This is a genomic window from Phycisphaerae bacterium, from assembly GCA_018003015.1.
GTDB lineage: Bacteria > Planctomycetota > Phycisphaerae > UBA1845 > PWPN01 > JAGNEZ01.
This window is the reverse complement of the sequence record JAGNEZ010000008.1, coordinates 85,385-108,601: the sequence shown is the minus strand read 5'-3', so window position 1 is coordinate 108,601 and position 23,217 is coordinate 85,385. Positions and strand designations below refer to the sequence as shown.

Sequence of the window (23,217 nt, the reverse complement as noted above, 5' to 3'; positions counted from 1 at the left end):
ATTCTATTGCGCGACCAGTGATGAGGGAATGGGGAAAGTCATGGCGGTGGCCAGACACCCCAGAACCTGTCCGTCAGGGCTGCGGCAGTGGCGCCACGTGCTCCAGGCGGATAACGATGGAACGGGTGAAATCCGGCAGCAGAATCCGCCCGTCAGCAACGTGGCCATCAGCCCACCGATCCATCCAAGGGTCGTAGAATCGCACTCGCGTCGCCGACAGGCCCATGCCGACTTGTCGTGCCAGGTCAACCGTTTGGCCTTGGATCAGCACCGGCCTGCGGCCGTCGACGAGCTCTGTCTGCCAGGTGTTGTCGATGTCTCGACACCAAGCCAGAAACGTTCTCTCGCCCTGCAGGGCATAGATATGCAGTCGGGCGTTTGGGATTTGCACCGGCTTGAACCGCTCGCCGGCCGGATCAAGCTCTTCAATCGCTTTGGCGAAACGGGCGAAATGATACCAGTGGTCGGGTCGGTCAATGCACTGCTGCCAGAACCAGACGTGGCCCGGGCCGGCTGCTCCGCTGTAGAAGGGCATGGGCATCTCGGCGAGTTCCGTCCTTAGCGGGGACTCGTTCAGCATCGATTTGCTTGCCCATGAGATAGGCCACCAACTCGGCGCCACCCATACCTTCAACGGCATCAATGGAAGTTGTGGCTCAGCCGGCCAGTACACCCCCGCCACAGCCTACGAACCCGGCTCCGGGACCACCATCATGTCCTATGGTGGAACCTGCGGGACGGACAACATCCTGACCGGTACGGGCACCATTGGTGTGAAGTACCCCATGTTCAACTCCTCCAGCATCAGCCAAATTGCCGCCAAGCTTGCGGCGGGATGCGGGGCGACGGAAACGACATCGAACCATCTTCCTGTCGTGGTGCCGTTTGCAGCCAGTTCCTGGATTGTCCCCACGAGCACGCCGTTCCGATTGCTGGGAGTGTGGGATGATGAGGATTTTGGCGACTTTGATGGAATGACCGGCTCCTGGGAACAGGCCGACTTGGGCCCTGCGGTGGCACTGGGACCGGACACCGGGGCAAACGAACCGCTGTTTGGCGTATTCATGCACAACGGTTCCGGCGAGCGGTTCTTTCCGCAATTGTCCGACATACTAACCAACACCACGACAGCCGGCGAGTACCTTCCGCAGTTCGGCCGAAGCGCCTCCAGGTTTGAATTCGTTGTGCGCGATAATGTGGCCGGCGCCGGCGGGACGGCAGTAGGGGAGGTGACGGTCCAGTTCGTCTCCGCAGGTTCTGGATTTGAGGTGACTCAGCCCGTGGGCGGCGAGGTCTTCTGCGGCGGATCGTCAGTTTTGGTCGCCTGGAACCCCGCTGGCACCGCTGGCCGCACCCTCCGAGCCTCCGGGTTAGAAGCTCCAACCGGAAGGCACCGAGAAGAAGACCGACACCAAGGCCACTCTCGGGCTCGACGGACCAACATATCAGGTGGTACCATGCTTGGGAGCAAGTCAAAATCGATAGGAGAGAACAACATGGACCAACGTGTGTGCATTCCCGAGGCGGAATACCAGCAACGCGTTCAGAAAGCGGCCGCGCTCGTTCAGCAGCGCGGTCTCGACGTCCTCGTGGCCAATTCGAACGAAGCGGACTACGCGAATGTGCGCTACTTCTCCAACTTCTGGCCATTGTTCGAGACGGCGGGCGTGGCCATCAGTCCTCTGGGCAGAGCGGCGCTGATGGTGGGCCCGGAGAGTCTGAAATACTCCTCTGATCGGAGCATGATTCAGAATATCTTTCAGTTGATGGAGTACCGCGAATCCGCGGACCCCGCCTACCCGGAACTGCAGGCGTCGACGTTCACCGACGCGTTCAAGTCGATCGGCGTCCAGGGCAAGCGGCTGAAGATCGGCATCGGCGGATACCTGGTTAGCAATCCTATTCAACTGGCCGGCTTGAAGGAGTGCTACCCCGAAGCGGAGATCGTACGCGCCGACGACGTGATGGTCGCGCTGCGCAGCATCAAGTCGGAAAACGAGATCGCCTGCATTCGCGAGGGCCTGCGGATTACCGAAATCGCCACGCGGGAAGTCATTCATCACATTCAGCCCGGCATGACGGAATTGCAGTTGGTCGGAATCGCCCAGAAGACCATCTATGAAAACGGGGCGGAGTACGAGGGGCTTCCCATGTACGTATTCAGCGAGAAGTCCACTCGCCACGCGATTTCACGATCCACGTATCGAGAGATCCAGAAGGGCGATATCGTTCAGTTGAATCTGTCGGCCAAAGTGGACGGCTATTCACCCAGCATCGGCATGCCCGTCAGCATGGGCCGCCTGACCGGCCGCAAGAAGGAAATCGTCGATTTCGGCCTGGAGGCCCATCGCTGGACTTATGACCAGTTGAAGGCGGGCGTCGTAGCGGCCGACGTCGCCAAAGAATACATCGAGCTCTTCAAGAAACGCGGGTACTATGACAACTACTTGTACGGTCCCTGCCACGGGACGGGACTGATCGAGGTCGAATCGCCGTGGATGGAGAGCATCTCGAACTACCATCTCGCGGAAAACATGACGTTCCAGGTCGACACCTTCGTCTCGGCCCAGGAATTCGGCATTCGTTGGGAGACGGGCATTGCGATCCGCAAAGACCGTGCTGAGCTGTTGTCACAGCCGATCGGCAAGATCTTTGAGATCGGTGTGTAGTGCGAAGAACCAAGTTGAGCCAACGGAATCCCTCTTGAGGATCAATCAACATGAAGAAGATGAAGCCACGCAGGCCATCGCCGGGCGTTGTGGACCACGCGTTCGACGTCGTCTTCGGGTTCGATATGGAGACCGACATCGGTTCCTTCACGCCCTTTTACGAAGGGGTTAAACGCGGCACTCCGCGCCTGCTGGAACTGCTCAGGAAGCACGACATCCAGGCCACGTTCTTCTGGACGGGCCATGCGGCGGAGAACAACCCCGACGTGGTCCACCGTGTTCGCGATGCTGGCCACGAAACGGGTTGTCACGGACTCTATCACGAGACTCTGGGCGATCCGATCTTCCCTCTGCCCAACAACTGGCCCATCTTGCCCTCGGAGGTGGAAGGCCGGTTGCGCGAGGCCACGCGGATCGTGCGTGAAGTGAGCGGCCTCCGCCCCACGAGCTTCCGGTGCCCTCGCCTCTGGGGCAGCACCAAGGTGCTCAACGTGCTGGAGAAGTTGGGCTATCGGGCCGATGCCTCCTTCCCGTTGTACTTCTACCAGAAGCCGTTCGTTCCCTATCACCCATCTGCAAAGGACTGGACAAGGCCGGGCCGGATGCGGATCGTGGAAATTCCCAATTTCTGCGATCTCAGCATGGTGAGCAACGATCCGTATCAGCGCGATCGCGACCAATGGCCCGTCTTCCGAACCGAGTCCGCCGAGTTTCTGATGCAAAAGGCCGACCGCTTCATTGAGTATGTTCAGGCCCGGGGGAAGCGGCCGGTCGTTTGTCTCTACCTCCACCCGTGGGAGTTCCATCCGATGCCGCAGGGCGCGCTCGACTTCGGGGAAAGCAGCGTGAGGCCGTTGCCGTTCATTGTCAAGAATTGCGGCCCGAAGGCCCTCAAGCAACTCGACCGCATGTGTGCCATGTTCAGAGAGCGAGGCGGCCGGTTCGTCACGGCCAAGGAGCTGGCGGCGGAGTACTTACTGTGATACGGCCAGGTTCATGGAGATCGAAGCCGTGGGGGGATGCCCCGCGATCATCCGGCCCAATACAGAAATGAGCGTCACCGTGAGCACGCGATTTATTCGAATCTAGTCTGCGCGACTCGACCGGCCAAAGATGAACGACACGGAAAGGTAACCACATGGAACAGATCGTCGGGACCATCCTGCTTTCGCTCGGCGGCCTTTCTGCGGCCAGCTTCTATGTCCCCTCGCACAAGATCAAGAAATGGTCCTGGGAAACCTACTGGATCACACTCGGATTCGTTGCCTGGGTGATCATGCCCACGGTTGGGGGGGGACTGACCACGTCGAATCTGGCCGGCATCCTCCGCGCCAGCAGCGCGAGCAGCCTGGTTGGGGCGTATGTGTTTGGCGCTCTGTGGGGCTTCGGTGGGCTGATGTGTGGACTGGCCCTGCGTCACCTTGGTCTCTCGCTCGGGCAATCCATTTCGCTCGGCGTCTGCGCGATTGTCGGCACATTGGTGCCTGCAATGCTCGACCAGAAACTCGCCCTCCTGATCTCCACGGTTCCGGGTGCCGTTGTGCTGCTCGGGTTCCTGGTATGCCTGGCTGGCATTGCCCTGTGCGGCTATGCGGGAGTACTCAAGGAGCAGCGCCTCACCGACGAGCAGAAGAAGGAGTCGATCAAGGATTTCGCCCTGGTCAAGGGCCTCACGTTCGCCGTGTTCGGCGGCATCATGAGCGCCAGCATGGCGCTGGCCTTCACGGCCGGAAAACCGATCGCCGCTGAGGCCGTCCGCTCTGGCACGCAGGAGGTCTTCAAGAACATGCCCATCCTGGTTCTGGCGTTGGCGGGCGGATTCACGACGAACTTCATCTCCACCATGATCGTGACGGCGAAGAACAAACGTTTCGGCGACTATGTCGCGCAGCCTCGAAGCACGCTCTTTCTCAACTACTTCCTCGCCCTCATCAGCGGATTGATGTGGTACGGGCAGTACTTCGGCTATGGCACCGGCGCCACGAAGATGGGCCAGTACAGCTTCGCCAGTTGGAGCATATTCATGGCCGCGATCATCATCTTCGGCAATCTGTGGGGCCTATTGCTCAAGGAGTGGAAGCTGGTCGATTCCCGGACTCGTTTGTGCCTGTGGCTGGGAATCGTGATGCTAGTCATCTCCGTCATGATGATCGGCGTTGGTGACGGGCTTGCTCAGCGCCATGCCGCCGCCTCGGCGGCTGTCTCGATTTCTCAATAGCTCGTTCGACCGCTTTGCCGGGGATTAACCATGAAGACGGCTTTCAACGGTTGGGTTTGCTGCACGATCCTCTTGACCAGCCTGGTCATCACCGGGATTGCCCGCGGACAGGTCTTCGCGAAGCAGTTCGAAGCCACCGTACTTCCGGTGCTCGAGGTGGAGGAGTCTTACGAGTTTCTCCGCCAGTATACCGAGGGCTTGCCTCCCCGCCCTCGAGATCCCCAGACGCGTCCTCGCGCGGATGAGATCGAAATTGGCGCCGGCTGGAGCATCGAGATTCCAGCCGATGCCTCGGCCCCATTGGTCACCGCGAGCGAGGAGCTTCAGCGTTATCTGAAGGACGCGATGCACACGCAGGTCGCGGTGAATCGCCCGGCGCAACTCGGTGATTGGCGTAACCGCCGGCAGGTCGTCGTTGCGGCGGCCCGCGACAAGATGCTCGGTTGCGGCGACCAACTGAACGCCGCCAGAGACTACCAGATCAGGGTCTCCGGTAACGCGATCGCCGTGTGCGGCTTTGATGAGCGCGGGGCGATGTACGGCCTCTACAACTTGATGATGCGGTTCAGCTTGCGGGAAGGGCCTTATCTGCCCAGGAATCTGAACACGGTCCGGCACGGCTTGTACCAGGCCCGCATGACCCTTTCGGGGCTCGGCTGGATGGAGTGGCCCGACCGGTATCTGGCCGCGTTGCCGCTGTACGGCTTCGATGCGATCCATTGCTCGATCTATCGCAACCCAAACAACACGCCCGGCCCGGAACCCTATTGGAGCGATGCCGACATGCGCCGACACAAACCGGGCGCGATGAAGGACCTTCTCCGTCGCACGGCTCGTTTCGGTCTCGACTGCTACGCGCCGATTCTGTACCAGTACACGGGTACGCCGGAAAGCGCTGAGGGTTTGCGCAGGCTGGTCCGCGAGATTGTCACCGAGTTTCCCGAGATTCGCGGGTACGTGCTGTTGACCGAGGGGTTCTTCTACAAGAACTGGTTCGGCGCGGGCGGACAGGGCGATGAGGACTTGCGCGCCTGGGTGCGCGAGTGGGCGACGGCCGTGCGCATTGCCGCCGATGAGGCACACAAAGTCAACCCCAAGGTGGAGATCTTACCGTGGGAGTACAACGTCGCCTTCAGCCCGGACCAGGCGGCCACCAAGGCCTATGTCATGACGCAGTTGCCGGAATCGACGATTCCGCTGCTGACCTTCGAAAATGGAAAGAGCTTCGAACTCGACGGCCAGAAGGGCTATCTGCGCGACTATGCCATCAATCAGGTTGGGCCGGCCGAGGTTACACAGGCCCAACTTCTGGAGGCCCGCAAGCGTAACTTCCGCGCCATCTACTCCAAGGCGGACACCTTCGCCAGTTGGCAGTTCGGCACGTTTCCCTACTTGCCCTTCCCGTACCAGTGGTATGCGCGCTACCAGGCGATGGAGGAGTGGAAGATCGCCGGCGCGCTGGAGACCTGGAGTTATGGTTTCAAGCCGAACTGGGTGGCAGAAATGCGCGCCTGGTATGCCTGGAGCGATGCGCCTCCCTTGGACGACCTGCTGAGGCAAATCGCGCGGCGCGAATTCGGCGCGGGCAGCGAAGACGCCGTGCTTGCGGCGTGGAAACACTTCAGCGAGGCCATCCAGGTATACCCCGACACAGGGCCGAACTGGGGTAGCTGCAACGCGCTGGCCGCGCCCCTGTTTTTCTCCAAACCCAAGCCGCGGGCCATGACGCTCGACCACTCCTGGTCGGATCAGCAGCAGTGGAGCAGTCGGTCCCAACTGAATCCCTGCTGGCCGTATGTGCCCAGCCGCCTGATCTTCTGGCCCGACTTCAGTAACCGCCGCAACGCGGCTGAGGACTATGTCGGTTTCTTCAGCGTTGACGTCTTTCAGAAATACCTCCAGTTGTCTGCGGATCGCATGGAGCAAGGGCTGCAAAGCTATCGTCAGGCCGCGCTGCACGCCCCGGCGGCCAAGCAGAAGGTGGCGTTTCGCGAGGTGCTCCTGGCCGAACAGTTGCAGCGGATGATGCGCAGCGAGCATGCCGTTATCCAGTTCGAAGGTCTGCGGCTAACCTTGGCAAAGGCTTCAGTTGCGGCGGAGAAGCGAGATCTGTTGCAGGCGATGACCGCGTTGTTGCATGAAGAACGCGAGCGCACTGCGTCGTCCCGCGAGGCCGCTCGCCGCGACTCGCGGCTCGGCTACGAGTGGGAACAGGACTACATCTACACGCCGGATACGATCGAAGAAAAACTCAAACTGATCGACGACACGCTGGATCGCCAGATTCCCGCGTATCGGCAGCAGCATGGTTTATGAGGGAGGACCCGCGATGTCGAAACAGCTGTTTCCCTTGCTGAGGATGTGCGTGGTTGGGGCCCATTGGACAAGCCTATTCGCATTGACGGCCGTCGTACTGCTCGCGGCGGGCGGTTCCGCTGCCGAGGACGTGAAGCAGCCCGCTTCCATGCGTACAATCGACTCGACATGGCCGGCGCCTCCGGGCGAGGAGAGTTGGGGGTTTGTCGAGGATCTGAAGAAGCCGCTTCCGTTCATACTGTTCTGGAAGGATGGAAGTTCACCCCAGCCAGGCCAGATCAACCTGCGCGCCGGCGTGACCGTGAACCGGGGCTTTCCCGACGAGAAGGGCATCCTGAAAACGGCGTATGCCGACCTCGAGAGCTTCATGGCCTTCGCGAAACTCGCCGGAGAGGGCGGGCTTCCCGTCACGACCGAGAAGGTGGCGATGAACGTCCCGGAGTCCTACTCCATTGAGGTCTCGCCCTCGGGCATCCGGCTGCTGGCCGGGGATACCGAGGGCATCCGGCGCGCGATCTTCCACCTCGAGGAGATGATCGCCACCGCGGACGGCCCCTTCCTCAACCCCGGGGTCATCCTGAAAAAGCCCTGGCTGAGGCACCGCATCACACGGTGCTTCTTCGGTCCGATTAAGCGTCCCCCGCTGAATCGTGACGAACTGATGGACGACGTCGACTACTACCCGGATGCCTATCTCAACCGCCTGGCGCACGAGGGTGTGAACGGACTCTGGTTGAGCATCGAGTGGAAGGACATCACAGAGACCTCCTTCCGTAAGGCGGATCCCAACATGGAGCGGCGGCTCGCAAAACTGCGCAAGACCGTCGACAAGTGTGCCGGCTATGGAATCAAGGTCTGGCTCTACACGAACGAGCCGGTGGGATTCTACTCGGCGGACGATCCCATGCTCGAGGCGCATCCCGAGTTGGCTGGCGCGGGCTGGCCCTACCGTCGTTACGTTTGCCCGAATTCCGAAGCCAGCCAGAAGTTCATCTATGAATCGACCCACTCGATCTTCTCCCGCGTGCGGGGGCTGGGCGGCGTGATCAACATATCGCTCGGCGAGCACGGCACCTCCTGTCTCGATTCGATGGGAGCCGAGGTGGATCGGCGACCGGATTGTCCGCGCTGCTCCCGAGTGCCGAACTGGCAGACCCTGGCGGCAGGCCAGGGCGCGATGGCAAGGGGAATCAAGGAGGGGGATCCCAACGCGGAGTACATCTGCTGGCTCTACATGCCGGCGTGGAGACCGCTCGCCCCATGGGTGTATGAGCTGGGCGCCCACATGCCCAAGGATGTGACGCTGCAGGTGAACTTCGAGTCCGGAGCGGTCAAGTACCAATTGGACCGCCCGCGTGTGGGCGGCGACTACTGGTTGTCGTTTGTCGGCCCCTCGGAGCGGTTCGCTCGGATTGCCTGGCAGGCGGCGGCCCATAAGACGCCCATGTCTGCGAAGCTCCAGGTGGCGTGTTCGCACGAATCGGCCACCATCCCGTTCATGCCCGTGCCCTCGATCCTGTACCGCAAGTACAAGGAAATGCCCGCCCTGAACATCACTTCCGTGATGCAGTGCTGGTACTTTGGGAACTATCCCGGCGTGATGAACCGCGCTGCCGGGCGGCTGGCATTCGAGGACTTCTCGGGAACGGAAGACGACTTCCTGCGGACGCTGGCCCGCGCAGAATGGGGCCTCAACGCGGAAAAGGTCGTGCGAGCATGGAAACACTTCGCAGAAGGGTTTCAGCATTTCCCGCTCTCGACACGATTTCAATGGTGGGGGCCGATGCATGCGACGCCTGTCTGGCCGCTGCACCTGAAGCCGGCGCTCAAGCCTCTGCAGCCCACCTGGCTGGTCGGTGGTCCCAGCGGCGACGCCATCGGTGAGGCGCTGGACAACCACAGCCTCCCCGAAGCCGTCATTCTGTCACGGAAGATGTCGGGAGAATGGGACAAGGGTGTCGCCATTCTGAAATCGCTCGAACCTGGTATCCGGGGAAACCGCGAGCGCATGCTCGACATCGGGCTGACGGAGGCGATTGGCATCCAATTCGCAAGCGCACACAATATGCTGAACTTCTACCTGATGCGTGGCCGTCTGTTCGATCTGCTCCCGGCGGATGCGCTGCGGCACCTGGCGGCGATGGAAGCTATCGTCCGCCAGGAGATCCAGAACAGTCAACGGTTGGATGTGCTCTGTACCGCGGATTCTCGCCTGGGATTCCATTCCGAGGCTGAGCGGCACCAGTATTGCGGCACGCGGTTGAAGTGGCGTGTCGCAGTGCTGAACGACCTGCTGGCGACAGAGTTTCCCGAATACCGGGCCGCATTCGCAGCCGGGAAGCAGGTGTCGCGGTTCGCCGAAGGACGCGCGGTGTACGCCTGCGGGTCAGGGTGGACCGATTGCAGGACGTACCGGTGGCAGGCCGAGTCCGACAACGGTAGCCTCGTGCTTCGCGTCGAAATGAAGGCCTCGAAGGCGCCGGGGTCCTTTACTGTGTACCTCTGCGATCCGTTCATGACCGCCCACTATTGGGAGATCAACTTCTCGACGCAAGGGACCGTATCAGATTCCCGCGAGATCGGCCTGGGGGTCGAATCCTACACCACGCCTGATGGCGCGCATGGTATAACTATGCGTATTCCGTCGGAGGGCCTGTTGCTCCTCGATCCGTCGGGCCGCGCGTATGCCTTCAACATCTTCAATAGCCGCCTTGTTGCGGACAACTGGCCCACGGGCATGGACGAATCGGACCTTGGCAAGTATCGCCTGGCCCTGAGCGGCTTCAACCCGCGGAAGATGGGATACCTGCGTATGAAGTCGGCCGAGTGAAGGCGAAACGCACACACCTCCCCGGCCAGAGGCCGGGGCCAAGGGAACTACGTCGAAAGTGGCCGCACTCGACCCGAGTGAACGTTGGTAGGACATATCAATCGAAAGGATCGCACGATGAAGCCGTGAGAGACTCGCTGCGCGAACTGTTCGATCTGAAGCGGAGACTCTTGCCTCGCTTGGGCGATATCCCCTTTGTGGAGGAGGACAAGGCCGTGGTGTGCGCATGGTATCCAGCGGTGCGAGCCGTGTTGCTGTGGAACCTGGCGGAGCAGCGGGAGACTGTGACCCTCAAGTTCAGAGAGAGCCGGCGGCCTGTGACGATGGACAGCCCGGACGTCGAGCTAGTGAGCGGCGTCGGCTAGCTTCGGCCCTCCGCAGCCTCATCACGGCCCTGGGAAATACGCCCGTTCTTATCCAGCTTCGAGCGTTTCTTCTGCCGCATCGCGCCGGGTGAAAGCCGGAGGAATAGCCCCGCATCGGATGACCAGGGTGTCGTCTCGCCACCGTCCTGGATACAATATGCTCCAAGCAGCCGGCAAAGGAGCGCGTTCGCCCAATTGGGAAAAGTGCCGGATGATGACACCCAAACTTGCTACGGTTCTTGGACTACTGTGGGCAGGGCTGAGCGGGCCTCCGATACTGGCCGTTGACGTGAAACCCAACGTCATTTTCATCCTGGCCGACGACCTCGGTTACGGCGACCTGGGGTGTTTTGGCCAGAAACTGATCAAGACTCCCAACATCGACCGCCTCGCTTCCGAGGGCATGCGCTTCACCCAGGCCTATGCGGGCAGCACGGTGTGTGCTCCGTCGCGATGTTGTCTGATGACCGGTCTGCACACCGGACACGCGGCCATTCGCGGAAACAAGGAGGTCAAACCCGAGGGCCAGACGCCGATGCCGGCCGACGCGTTTACCGTCGCGCACCTGATGAAACGAGCGGGTTACACCACCGGGCTCATCGGTAAGTGGGGTCTGGGCCATCCCGGCTCAAGTAGCACGCCGGACAAGATGGGGTTCGATTACTTCTTCGGCTACAACTGCCAGGCCAAGGCCCATGAGTACTACCCGGAGTATCTCTGGCGTAATAACGAGAAAGTGATGCTCAGCGGTAAGTCCTATTCACACGACCTGCTGGCTGCGGATGTGCTCGCGTTCGTGGAACGCAACCATGACCGACCATTCCTTCTTTGTCTGGCGTTCACCATCCCACACGCGAAGTTACAGGTGCCCGACCTCGGTCCTTACGCGAGCCAACCGTGAAAGCCGGACTTGCAGAAGCTCGCGGCCATGATTACACGTATGGACAGCGACATCGGCCGGCTCATGGCCCTGCTCAAAAAGTTGCAGATCGACGAGCGGACGAGTGCCAAGGACTACTATGCCTCTTTGCACCGAGTGGCCTACTACGGGGACCACACCCGGCATATCCGCCACTTGGCTCAGCTGATGGGGCTGAAGGTGGTGCAAGAAGCCTGACGATGGACATGTTGGCGACGCCTGAGAACCAAGCGAGGCCTGGAATCACAGGCCTGAGTGAATCCCCGGTCATCTGACGTGACCGGCCCTTCTCTGTCCGCTGAGGAGGCTGGTACGGTGACGCCTACCGGGACGAACTCGGCGTGTTCTGGCAGGCTACCGCGGCACCGCCGTGCAAGCCGACCCGAACTGCGCGGACTGAATTGGCCGCCTTCGCTTTGACCGCAAAGGCGGACGACCTTAGCGGAGGTGACCTCAGCGTTCCTTCGGTCGTCGGCTTGCGACTTCCCGCGCCAGCCACGCCTGCGCGAATCGCCAGTCACGCTCAATCGTCGCGTGACCGACGTCCAGGGAGACGGCCGTCTCCGCGATAGTCATTCCCCACAGTACGCGCATCCGTACCACGTCCGCCTTACGCGTATTCAGCGCGGCCAGACGGTCCAAGCAGGTGAAGAAAGTCTCCAGATCCAGGGCTCCCTCGGAATGCTCATGGACGGGACCATGAATGTTGGGGTCGAACTCGACTTTGATGGCCCCGCCGCCGCGTTTCTGCGCACCACGCTGGCGGGCGTAATCGAGCAGAATACGCTTCATGACTCGCGTGGCGATGGCGAAGAAGTGGCCTTCGGAATCGTATCGCTTCCGCTGTTTGATGATCTGCAGGAACGTCTCGTTAACCAGCGCGGTGGGCTGCCAGGTCAGGCTGCCAGCCTCGCCGCCAAACTGACGACGGAGGTAGTGTTCCGCCACCGCCCGGAGCCGACGATAGACAACGTCAGTCAACTGCCCGCATGCCGACGTGTGGCCGGCGTTGACATCGGCCAACAGGCGCTCGATCTGTCGAAACTCATCGTGCTTCATGAAAACACGCTTGGGCACCCCGGCGATTCTGGCCCCTACATGAGGGGGCGCCAGGGTGTTTTTACGCGGAGATGATTAGAAGAGCAAACGGCCAAGCGCAGCAAAATGGAGCCAGCCGGCCACTGACAGACCGCGAGTTGTACGCAGGGCCTCGCAATCGCAAGTCCCTGCCTTAAAAGCGATTACGGATGGAGGCGGCCGTATCCCCAGGGTTGTGTCGGGTCTTGCTGGAAGGGAAATATGGCGATCTGTAGGGGCAAACGGTCCGAGCCTTACGCTCCTCCGTGGGAAAGGTGAGCCGCTGAAGTCCTCTGTGAAGCTTCGCTTGCCGGGAGGAATGAGTCAATGCCTGCCATCAGGCCCCTAGAACCGCGAAGTGCCGATGAGGCTTTCCGCGAGGCGATGGAGACACTGGGTTCTCTTGACGCCCAGAAGGCCCGCATTGCCCGAATGCGTCTTGCCGCTAAACTGTCGGTCGAACAGGTCGCGTTTCTCCTGGGGCTTACGAAGACCATGGTTGAGCACGAATGGCGTTTCACCCGTGCGTGGTTGATGAAGCAGTTGTGTGATGTCATGCGATGAACCCCGACCCGGACCGATTCCAGCGATTGGAGGAGATCTTTCACCGGATCGTCGACCTGCCGCGGTCGCAGTGGCCGGCCGCCTTGGAGGAGGCCTGCGGCGCCGATGTGGAACTGCGCCGAGAGGCCGAATCGCTGCTCGCTCATGCCCACCCAGGTCAGACAGGCCTCCACCTGACGGGAGACCTCCGAGCCCTTTTCTCTGAGCCGGTCTTCGACCCCAACATCGGCCGGCGGATCGGCCCCTACGAGGTCCTGAAACGCCTGGGCGCTGGGGGCATGGGTAACGTCTACCTGGCACGCCAGGCCGAGCCAGTAACCCGCCTCGTTGCCATGAAACTGATCAAGCACGGCATGGACACGGAGGAAACCATTCGCCGCTTTCACCACGAACGCCGGGTCCTGGCGGCCCTGACCCACCCCAACATCGCCCAGTTGCTTGACGGTGGGACAACCGATGACCGCTTACCCTATTTCGTCATGGAGTATGTCGAAGGCACGCCCATCACCACGTACTGCGACCTTCATGGTCTGGGCACGGTGCAGCGGCTGCGGCTTTTTCAGCAGGTATGTGCTGCCGTCCACTTTGCGCATCAGCACACGGTCATTCATCGGGATCTCAAGCCCGCCCACATCCTGGTGACCGTGGAGGCCGTGTTGAAGCTGGTGGATTTCGGGATCGCCAAGCTGACGAAGCCGGAGCCCGGGATCCAAGGCTTCGATCAGACAGGCACCGCCCACCGCCCGATGACGCCCGATTACGCCAGTCCCGAGCAGCTGCGTGGCGACACCATGACCACGGCCAGCGACGTGTACTCACTGGGCATGATCTTGTACGAGTTGCTCACCGGGTGCCGGGCGTACGAACTAACCGGACGGGCAAGGCGCGACGTCGAACACACGGTTTGGGACGACCAGGAGTTCCCCAAACCCAGCGAAACGTGCAGACGTCGCCGTGTTTGCCACCGAGACGACCGGGCACACTCAGGGGAGACGACAGTTGTTGACCGGAGACGGGACCAGTCGCCCGAACGGTTGGGCAAGCAACTCAAGGGTGACCTGGACAATATCGTGCTGAAAGCACTTCGGAAGGAGCCTGGCCGCCGATATGCGTCAGCCGACCAGTTGTCCGCCGATATCGAGCGGCATCTCAACCATGAACCCGTCCTTGCCGCTCCGCCCAGCCCCATCTACCGACTGCGCAAGTTTGCCCGACGCAACAAGGCAGCCTGCACCCTGGTCGCGGCGCTGGTGGTCGGTTTGCTCGGCTCCACGCTGGGCGTAATGTGGGCAGTACGCGCACGTAACGAGGCTCGTATAGCTCAGAAAGCGCTCGCTCAGCATGCGGAAGAACTCCGGCGGGCGGCCTATGTCAGAGAGATCGCGATGGCAGCCCTCGACGCCCGGTCCCGATCGGCCGCCACCATGAAGCGGCGTCTTCAGGCGGTTCCCGAGGATCTCCGCGATTGGGAATGGCGTTACCTGGATTCGCTGAGCGATGACAGCCTTCAGACTTGGCGCGGCCACGACGACGAGGTTCGCTGTGTGGCCGTCAGCCCGGACGGGCGCTGGGTTGCCTCCGGTGCCGGGGACAAGACAACGAGGATCTGGGACGCTCAAACAGGAAAGCCCCTTCATGTCTTGCGGGGGCACGAGGATGGAGTCAACTCCGTGGCGTTTAGCCACGATAGCCAACAAATCATGTCCGGCGGTGCAGACGGTACCGTGCGGGCATGGAATGCACACACCGGGGCCGATCTCGCCGTGATCCGCCCCGGCGGGGGTGCCGTGCTGTCCGTGAGGTTCAGTCCCGACGGCCGGTGGATGATGGCGGGGAGCCAGGACAATCGAATCCGGGCCTGGAATGCAGCGACCCGCGCGGAGGCTTGGACGCTCGACGATTACGACGGCCAGTTCGATTCGCTGGCGGTCAGCCCTGACAGCCGCATGATCGCGGCAGGCGGTTTGAAGACTGCGATGAACCTGTGGGATGCCCAGACCGGCAACAAGCTGCAGTCTTTCGAACGCCTGTCTGGTCCCGTCTGCTCCATCGCCTTCAGCCGGGACGGGCAACGCATGGTCACGGCGGTGCAGGACCTGGGGGTTTATGTGTACGACACCAAAACATGGTCGGGAAGGCGCATCGTTTCCGCGCACCTGCCCTCCAGATGTTGCGTAGCCTTCTGTCCAGACAACCGCTTGGTCGTACATGCTGGCGAGGACGCAACGGTTCTCAGGGTCCGGGGCGTGACGGGGCCTGCCGCACCACGAGAGTATCACGGGCACCAGACAGAGATACTGGCTGTGGGCTGCAGCCCGGATGCCCGGTACATCATCACCGCAAGCCGCGACTGCACTCTGAAAGTCTGGGACGCCCAGTCTGTTCCCGCGAGCCGCGCGATCCGCACTCAGCAAGGCCGAGTGTTGTGCCTGGCCTTCCATCCCGACAGCAACATGTTCGTTTCCGGCGGGGAGGATAGGACACTCCGATTCTGGCACACTGAGCTTCGCGTTGAGATTCGGCGGGAGGTTGCCCACGATGGCTTGGTCAACTGCGTATCATTCAGTCCTGATGGATGGGTGCTTGCCTCGGGCGGCGGGGGCGGAATCGTCCAGCTCTGGAATGCCCGCACCGCCGCGCGGCTGCGGGCAATCCCGGCCCACGAGAAACTCGTGTCCTCCATCGCCTTCAGCTCTGATGGCCGCCGGATGGTCACTGCCGGCGGCGATGCGGCGGTTAGGATCTGGGATACCGGTACCGCAAAGGAGATCCTCACTCTTCAGGGGCATCAGGGTCAGGTGAACTTCGCCGTTTTCAGTCCGGACGGCCGGTGGGTCGCTTCCGGCGGCGCGGATGGGACCGTGCGAACGTGGGACGCAGCGACCGGCGCTTGCGGCCTCACGCTGGCCGGTCATCGGGGCGCGGTGCATGCGGTGGCCTTCAGCCCCGACAGCCGGACGATTGTCTCCACGGGGGCTGATGGGACCATTAGGCTATGGCAGGCCGCGACCGGTGCAGGCATCCGTGTGCTGAAGGAGCTGGGTGCGCCGGTTCTGGCTGTCACCTTCGCACCTGGTGGTCGCCGGATCGCGACGGCCTGCGCCGATGCCACGGTGAGCATCTGGGACATCGAGACTGGCACTGAGACTCTCACCTTTCGCGAACATGATCTCTCCGCCAACTGCGTTGCCTTCAGCCCCGACGGCCGCATGCTCGTGTCCGGAGGCAGCGACCAGACGCTGCGAATCCGGGATACGGTCTCAAACAGAGAAAATGCGGAGAGGCAGCGGGATCTGTTCGATCGCATTACCCAGGCCGGTGCGGTGGTGGATGATGTGTATGGCCGGGTCGGAGACTGGCGCACTGCGGCCGAGCTGATTCGCGACAGCCGGGTCTTGCCGGATGCCGTCCGGAGCCTGGCCCTCAACCAGGTGTTGGCTCAGGCAGCCGAATGCACTTCGCCAGCGGCTGACTGGGATGTCGCCTTCTTCAGATGGCAGGCGACCCGTGATCTTGGGCAGCTAAGCGAAAGATGGGAGATGGCCAGGAGTGGACCCAACGTGGTGCGTGTCCGGCGGCGATTCATCGACTTCTTGTGGGACCGGCGGAGCCCGGTTCCGCAGGTCCTGGCCGAGCACTTCGGCGTGGTCGCCAGCGGCTCCATCAAGACCCCCGCGGGCGTTCACTGCGTGGAGACCCTCTCCGACGACGGCGTTCGGGTATGGATCGACGACCGAAAGGTCATCGACAACTGGACGCCGCATGAGGCCACGAGGGACGCCGCTCAAGTCGATTTGGCCGAAGGCGAACATGCGGTCCGGGTCGAGTATTTCCAAATGCTGGGCCCCGCTCGCCTTCGGCTCTGCATCGAGCCGCTCCCTGCGGCAAGCTCCTCCCCCACCTCCCTCACGGACCAGTAATTCGTGCGAACCGATGGCCTGCCGGTTCCCCGCAACGGCTTGATGCTGTCTGCGTTTTGTTTGACGCGGAACGACCCTCGCGAACCGACGGGGCGACTTCGGCGATAGCCCACTGCATGCCAGCCGCGGCTGATCGGTCCTTATCCACAACCTATTTATGCGCCAAGACTTATGCGCCGGAACCCGCGCCGGAGGACGCTACCGCCGTAAGCGGGTGGGTGGCCGGAACCGCTGGTATGGCTGAGCTGTCGTTCGCCGGGTCGCGCGCTGATGACCAGGGCGGGTCGAGGGGTTCGCGGGTGCCACGCCGCGGTGAAAAACCGGCCTATTACCCTGTGGCTCAACTTTTAGTTGAGGGAACAGAGCAACCTGTTTCCGCGGATGAGATAGAGGGGCAGAGGGCCTCTCCCCTTGCTGATAGCTCGACGCCGGCGACACCAGATGTCCACGTTGAACGAGCCCATCACGCCTCCAGATGCTCTCACATCCCGCCCAGCATTCAGGGCCCTTTGGGCTGGGCGGTCGCGAGTACCCGTGAGACGTGCAGGCAGGACACAGGCGGAGGGGCTCCGAGGTATCAGTTTGATGTGCAGGCGCGAGTCGCCGACGCAGAGCCTCAGGTGCACGTTTTCTGGAGCCAGCGCGCTGTAGCGCGTTGGACTGGCTATCGGAGCTGCAAAAGATGAGAAACCACTCACTGACACGACGGGCGATGTGCGCTCTGGCCGTGACGCTTGCGTCCTGTGCGGGCGCTCGGGCGGACATCAAGAACTGGCAGACCGGGCAGACCATCCCCGGCACGGAAGGGATCAGCCCCGGGCCATATGTGGACCTGAGCTACTGGAACAGCGACCCTCACAACCTCCGGTATGCCAATCTTTCAGGCGGCTTGGATCTGAATCATGGGTACTTCGATGGCTCCTGGCTGGACTACGCTCGGTTCACTCAGGCAGACCTTTCTTCGGCGATGTTCGAGTTCGCCACACTGACGAGTGCTGACCTGAGCGGAGCCAATCTGACCGATGCCGATCTTGTCGAATCGACATTGGTCAATTGCGATCTTAGCCGGGCAAACCTGACCCGCGCGTATATTGGCTTTGCGGATCTTGGCCTCTTCGCGAAGCTGACCGGCGCCGACCTCACCGACGCGGTGGTTAAGGGCACCTTTTTCAGCGGTTCAACCCTGTTCGGTTTGACAAAGGAGCAGCTCTACTCAACAGCAAGCTACAAGGATAGGGACTTGAAGGGGATTGACCTGAGTGTCAATGACCTGAGCGGCTGGGACTTCGCTGGTCAGAATCTGGCCAACTCGAATTTCGAAAAGGCCAATCTGGACCATGCCGACCTCAGCCGGGCGAACCTGACGGGGGCGCAGTTCTACGATGCCTATCTGCGCTTTGCGGATCTGCGCGAGGCAAACCTAACCCACGTACACTTTGGGTCCCTCGTCAGTAATGAACGGATGACGCACGCGGATCTGAGTCGAGCGGACATGCGTGGCTCTTGGTACTTCACGCCGTCGCCGGATCAGGACGTCACGATGAGTAACACGATCCTGAACTGGGGGGGGGTTGAAGGAATGTCGCTGGGCGACGGTGAGACCATGCCTATTCGGGACTACGATGGGGGCATCCCGATCAAGATCGACAATGGCATGACTCTGGGCAGTGGTTCGATGCTGGAGGTCCTCTTCTCCGACGCCACCTGGGGCTCCACGATAACGCTGCGCGGTGGTTTCACGCCCGACCTCGGGGGGACGTTGAAACTCAGCTTTGCCGCCGACGCCGATCTGCCCGCCCTGGTCGGCACGACGTTCGACCTGTTCAACTGGAACGGCCAACTCCTGCCGGGTGACTACTTTGACCGGATCGAGAGCCTGCCCGGCTTCATGTGGGACACGTCGAATCTGTATTCCACGGGTGAAGTCACCCTGATGGCTGTTCCCGAGCCTGCAACGCTGATGTTACTGCTCGGAGCGGTGGGCACGGTGGGGCTGCGCCGCGGACGTGGACCAGGAGGACCTCGGCCTCCTCAGCGCTGTTACAGCAGCGAGAACCGCCCGGCGGTCCCCTCGTGCTCCGCTTAGAGGACTGAGTGTGAAGGAGGAGTAAAATGCGTCAGACACACTGCTTCGTCGCGCTTCGCGGCCAGTCATGCGCGCTGGAGTGTTCAGTCTTTGTCTTCTCAGTTCTGGTCGCGCTCTCTATCCTGTCAAGAGCTGCATCGCCGGTGGAAGCGCAGTGCACGTTTGACTGGCTGCCGGGCGACGGCATCCCCGGTGTCGATAATACAGTCGGTGCTACGCTGGTCTGGGACGACGGGACTGGCCCGGCTCTGTACGCCGCCGGTGGCTTCACGGTTGCTGGCAACGTGATGGCCAACCACATCGCCAAGTGGAACGGCACGTCGTGGTCGCCGGTCGGCGGCGGCCTGGATGGCGATGTGTATGCTCTGACAGCTTACAGCGGTGAACTTATCGCCGGAGGCAAGTTTGCCACCGCCGGCGGTGCAACCGTCAACTACATTGCCCGCTGGGACGGGTCCGCCTGGCAGCCTGTCGGCGGCGGAATGGACAACTTCGTCTACACCCTCGCCGTTTACAACGGCGTTCTCATCGCCGGTGGTGACTTCAATAGCGCCGGCGGCATGAGCGCCAACAAAATCGCCCGCTGGGACGGCTCCGCGTGGCAGTCCCTGAGCGGCGGAATGGATCTGTTTGTATACACACTAACCACATACAACGGCCGACTGATCGCAGGCGGCAAGTTCACGACCGCTGACGGCCAGAGCGCAAACAGGGTCGCGGCGTGGGATGGCTCCGCCTGGCAGCCGCTGGGGAGCGGGATGGATGCTCACGTCCGGGCCCTCACGGTGTACGAGGGCGACCTTGTGGCCGGTGGCGAGTTCACGACCGCCGGAGGTGCGGCGGCCAATTGCATCGCCCGCTGGGATGGTTCAATGTGGTCACCACTGGGGGATGGAGTGAACGGAGAGTACCGAAACGTCTCCAGCCTCGCCGTCTACAACGGTGACCTCATCGCGGGAGGCAGCTTCAGTATCGCGGGCGGTGTGACCGCCAACGGCGTGGCGCGCTGGGATGGGACGCAGTGGCACGAGCTCGGCGGCCTGACGGGCTTGTACTCGGCTTCCCCACACGCATCCTCGCTGACGGTGTGGGGCACCGACCTCATCATCGGAGGGGTCTTCGGTTGGGCCGGCACGACGCCCGCGCTGCGCATTGCCCGGTGGGATGGCTCGTCGTGGTGGCCGCTGGGCAGCGGGACAGATTCGAGCGTAGGTGCCCTGACCGTCCACAACGGCGAGCTGATCGCCGGAGGCGACTTCAACCGCGTCGCCGGCGTAAGGGCCAACAAGATCGCCCGCTGGAACGGTTCGAGCTGGCAACGGTTGGGCGGTGGCATGAATGGGTACGTGAACGCTCTGACCGTCCACAACGGCCAGTTGGTCGCGGGTGGCCAGTTCAGTGCTGCCGATGGCGTAAACGTCAACTACATCGCCCTATGGGACGGCTCCGGGTGGCAGCCCCTGGGGGGTGGCGTGAGTGGGGGATCCGCCCCGCCGGCCGTGTTCGCCTTGACAGTCTACAACGGCGAACTGATCGCGGGTGGCAGGTTTACCACGGCCGGCGGCACGCCCGCCAATCACATTGCTCGGTGGGACGGAACGGTCTGGCAACCGCTGGGAAGCGGGATGAATAACTCGGTGTACGCCCTGACCGTCCACAACGGCCAGTTGATCGCGGGCGGCATGAACTTCACAACCGCGGGCGGCGTGAGCGCGAACAGGATCGCCTGTTGGGACGGAGCGACTTGGCAACCGCTGGGAAGTGGAATGAATGGTTGGGTGCTGGCCACAACCGTCTACAACGGCTGCTTGATCGCGGGCGGCAATTTCACAACCGCGGGCGGAGTGAGTGTCAAATACATCGCCCTCTGGGACGGGACGTCGTGGTGGCCCCTGGGCAGTGGAATGAGCGCACGGGTGAACGACTTGACCGTCTACAACGGCCAGTTGATCGCGGGCGGCTCGTTCACAGCCGCTGGCGGAATGAGCGCGAACGGGATCGCCCGCTGGAACGGCACGTCGTGGTCGCCGCTGGGCAGCGGCCTGCACAACGGCGGAGTGTGGGGCTTGGGCGTCTACAACGGCGAGCTGATCGTGGGAGGGACCTTCACTGTGGCCGGTGGCCAGGTCTCAGCTCATTTGGCCCGCTGGGGATTGACCGGCACCAGCGACAGCACGGCTGATCTCGATCACGACTGTGACGTCGATCTCGAGGACTTGGCGTTGTTTGAGGCCTGCGCCACCGGCCCGGCGATTCCGTACAACTGGGCTGCTCTGCCCGAGCCTTCGCCCGGCTGTACGCTGGAGCCAGATGATAACCATCACATCGCCCCCGACTTCGACGGCGACAACGACGTGGACCAGGATGACTTCGGCATCTTCCAGCGCTGCTGGAGCGGCCCGAGTGACCGGCCGGATCCGGCGTGTGCGAATTGAGCCTCGCGTTCAAGGGATAGCCATGACGGCGAGAAGGCGACAACTCGGAATGCTCATCGCGGCGGGACTGCTGGCCGGTCCCGGCGGCGGAAGCTTGCGGGCCGAGCATGTCTTGTACGACGCCGACAGCCGGGGCCGGATCATCTTCCTGAGCGTCGCGGACGGATCCATCAGCCGACCGGCCGGCCGGCTTGCGGACAGAGACGCTGTCGCCCGATCCGGCGTGACCATCGCGGCCGCGCCGGCGGCGGAGCCGCAAGCCCGTGGGGCGTGGTACGAGGACCACCGCTCCTCTCTTGAGCTCCATCGCCCTGACGTTCAGGCCGCAGAGGCCTTTCTCAAGGAGCATGCCTGGGCCCTCGGTCGAGGCGAGCGGGAGGTCGGTCGGCCGGCGGGTGGAGGCACGAAGCCGCGCATCAGTCTGGGCCTCATGCCTTTGCGCGCCGAGCGGGATGCGCTGGGCATGACGCACGTGCGCTACCAGCAGCAGGTGGGCGGGGTTCCGGTGTTCGGCAGCGAGGTGATCGTGCACCTCGGGCCGGACGGCCGGGTGCGGACGGCCGGCGGGCGGATCGCCCCCGACGTGGCCGTGGACACCACCCCCGTGATCACGCGTGACGCGGCCGTGAGCGTCGCCCTGGCCGAGTGGCAGGGGCGCTTCGGCCCGGCGGTCGCGCCCGACGAGGTGCGGGCGGGCTTGAGCGTTTTCGTGCCGGGACTCGTCGAGCATTCGGACGCCCCGTCGGCGTGGCTGGTCTGGCAGGTGCGGCTCACGTGCGACTGCCCGGTCCTGGCGGACGAGACCACGCTGGTCGATGCCCGCACGGGCGAGGTCCGCCAGCGGCTCACCGGGGTTAGAGAGCTGGATAGATGGGTTTGGGATTGCTCGCTAAACCCATCTAGTGGCAAGTGCTATGTGAACTGGTTCACCACTGAATTTGGTGGTATTTATTATTTTGGTCGGAGCGAAGCGGAGCCTGTTCGTGGCCCAAACCCCATATACGGTGAGTCTGATGTAGATAATCTGTACGATTTTTTAGCAACTGTATACGATTATGTATTTCTTAAATTTGGAAGAGATGGTGCAAATGATAGAGGTGGCACCGGAAACGGGCAAAATGTCCCATGGACTCAAAGTAAGTCTTTTACCTATCTAGATCCTTTGCCATCTTATCTTGGTTATTGTCCTAATGCTTGGTCGACAAACGGTAACATTCGTTTTTGCATGGGAACTGTTCATAACGGTTTGGTTGGACATGAATATTGCCATGGATTTACAACCTACAGTCACTTTGATGGATTAGGGGTCCCAATTGGAATGGTTTATCAAGGGGAATCTGGAGCTCTAGATGAAAATCAAGCGGATATTTTTGGGGAGATGTTTGAGTACTATTTAACAAGTTCTAATGACTGGATCATGTGGATAAAAGGTCCCGGAGATCCCGCAGGCGCCTGGCGAAACTTAGCTGACCCGCCTGCAGTAGCTCACCCTGTAAGAGGACCACATCCAGACCGCTTTCATTCTGATTATGTCTACTGCGGAAGTGCTGATAATTATGGGGTTCACCATAACTCAACTGTTCCCTCAAAAGCTGCTTATCTTTTAGCTGAAGGGGGAAGTTTTAACGGATGTACTATAGATTTGATTGGGAGGGATAAAATTGAGCAGATTTGGTATAGAGCGGTGACTGAGTACTACGCGACGACGGAGACGTTCAACGGGGCGTACCTGGACCTCATCGCCTCGTGCGGCGACCTGTACGGGGCGGGGAGCGAGGAATGCCGGCAGCTCACGCGGGCGCTGCAGGCGGTGGAGCT

General features: G+C 61.8%; 13 protein-coding genes and 1 pseudogene. 12 read left to right on the top strand and 2 right to left on the bottom strand.

What is annotated here, in order from left to right; genetic code table 11:
- Positions 1-73: 73 nt before the first annotated feature.
- Entirely contained in the window at positions 74-541 is a 468-nt protein-coding gene (locus KA354_05705; protein ID MBP7934127.1) for a hypothetical protein, read from the bottom strand.
- On the opposite strand from KA354_05705, the gene KA354_05700 reads away from it, so the two are divergent.
- The 7 genes and pseudogenes from KA354_05700 (at position 534) to KA354_05670 (ending at position 11,515) form a co-directional block, all read left to right on the top strand.
- Positions 534-2,669 carry a M24 family metallopeptidase gene (locus tag KA354_05700; protein ID MBP7934126.1) on the top strand — a complete coding sequence of 712 codons (2,136 nt, stop codon included), beginning with the start codon at positions 534-536 and terminating at the stop codon, positions 2,667-2,669. The genes KA354_05705 and KA354_05700 overlap by 8 nt on opposite strands.
- A 50-nt stretch (positions 2,670-2,719) precedes the next feature.
- Entirely contained in the window at positions 2,720-3,652 is a 933-nt protein-coding gene (locus KA354_05695) for a polysaccharide deacetylase family protein (protein MBP7934125.1), read from the top strand.
- A gap of 155 nt (positions 3,653-3,807) precedes the next feature.
- Positions 3,808-4,887, top strand: a complete 1,080-nt coding sequence (locus tag KA354_05690) for an L-rhamnose/proton symporter RhaT (protein ID MBP7934124.1) — start codon at positions 3,808-3,810, stop codon at positions 4,885-4,887.
- A gap of 300 nt (positions 4,888-5,187) precedes the next feature.
- Positions 5,188-7,203 carry a hypothetical protein gene (locus KA354_05685; GenBank protein MBP7934123.1) on the top strand — a complete coding sequence of 672 codons (2,016 nt, stop codon included), beginning with the start codon at positions 5,188-5,190 and terminating at the stop codon, positions 7,201-7,203.
- Between the two features lie 13 nt (positions 7,204-7,216).
- On the top strand, positions 7,217-10,033 hold the full coding sequence (locus tag KA354_05680; GenBank protein ID MBP7934122.1) for a hypothetical protein: 2,817 nt from the start codon (positions 7,217-7,219) through the stop codon (positions 10,031-10,033).
- 125 nt (positions 10,034-10,158) lie between these two features.
- Positions 10,159-10,398 (top strand): hypothetical protein, encoded by a 240-nt coding sequence (locus KA354_05675; protein ID MBP7934121.1) that lies wholly within the window; start codon positions 10,159-10,161, stop codon positions 10,396-10,398.
- A gap of 211 nt (positions 10,399-10,609) precedes the next feature.
- Positions 10,610-11,515, top strand: a pseudogene (locus KA354_05670) (sulfatase-like hydrolase/transferase).
- 255 nt (positions 11,516-11,770) lie between these two features.
- Here the strand turns inward: KA354_05670 and KA354_05665 are convergent.
- Positions 11,771-12,394, bottom strand: a complete 624-nt coding sequence (locus KA354_05665; GenBank protein MBP7934120.1) for a sigma-70 family RNA polymerase sigma factor — start codon at positions 12,392-12,394, stop codon at positions 11,771-11,773.
- A 327-nt stretch (positions 12,395-12,721) separates the two neighbouring features.
- On the opposite strand from KA354_05665, the gene KA354_05660 reads away from it, so the two are divergent.
- The 5 genes from KA354_05660 to KA354_05640 form a co-directional block, all read left to right on the top strand.
- The gene (locus tag KA354_05660; GenBank protein MBP7934119.1) at positions 12,722-12,958 is read left to right on the top strand and encodes a hypothetical protein; all 237 of its coding nucleotides are present in this window, start codon (positions 12,722-12,724) and stop codon (positions 12,956-12,958) included.
- Complete coding sequence (locus KA354_05655) at positions 12,955-16,878, top strand: protein kinase (GenBank protein ID MBP7934118.1); 3,924 nt, start codon at positions 12,955-12,957, stop codon at positions 16,876-16,878. The genes KA354_05660 and KA354_05655 overlap by 4 nt, the downstream gene beginning before the upstream one ends.
- Positions 16,879-17,560: 682 nt before the next feature.
- Positions 17,561-18,964, top strand: coding sequence for a pentapeptide repeat-containing protein (locus tag KA354_05650; protein MBP7934117.1), 1,404 nt, complete (start codon positions 17,561-17,563; stop codon positions 18,962-18,964).
- A gap of 26 nt (positions 18,965-18,990) precedes the next feature.
- Complete coding sequence (locus tag KA354_05645) at positions 18,991-21,399, top strand: hypothetical protein (protein ID MBP7934116.1); 2,409 nt, start codon at positions 18,991-18,993, stop codon at positions 21,397-21,399.
- 49 nt (positions 21,400-21,448) lie between these two features.
- Positions 21,449-23,217: M4 family metallopeptidase (locus tag KA354_05640; protein ID MBP7934115.1), on the top strand; the 1,769-nt coding region annotated here is incomplete at its 3' end.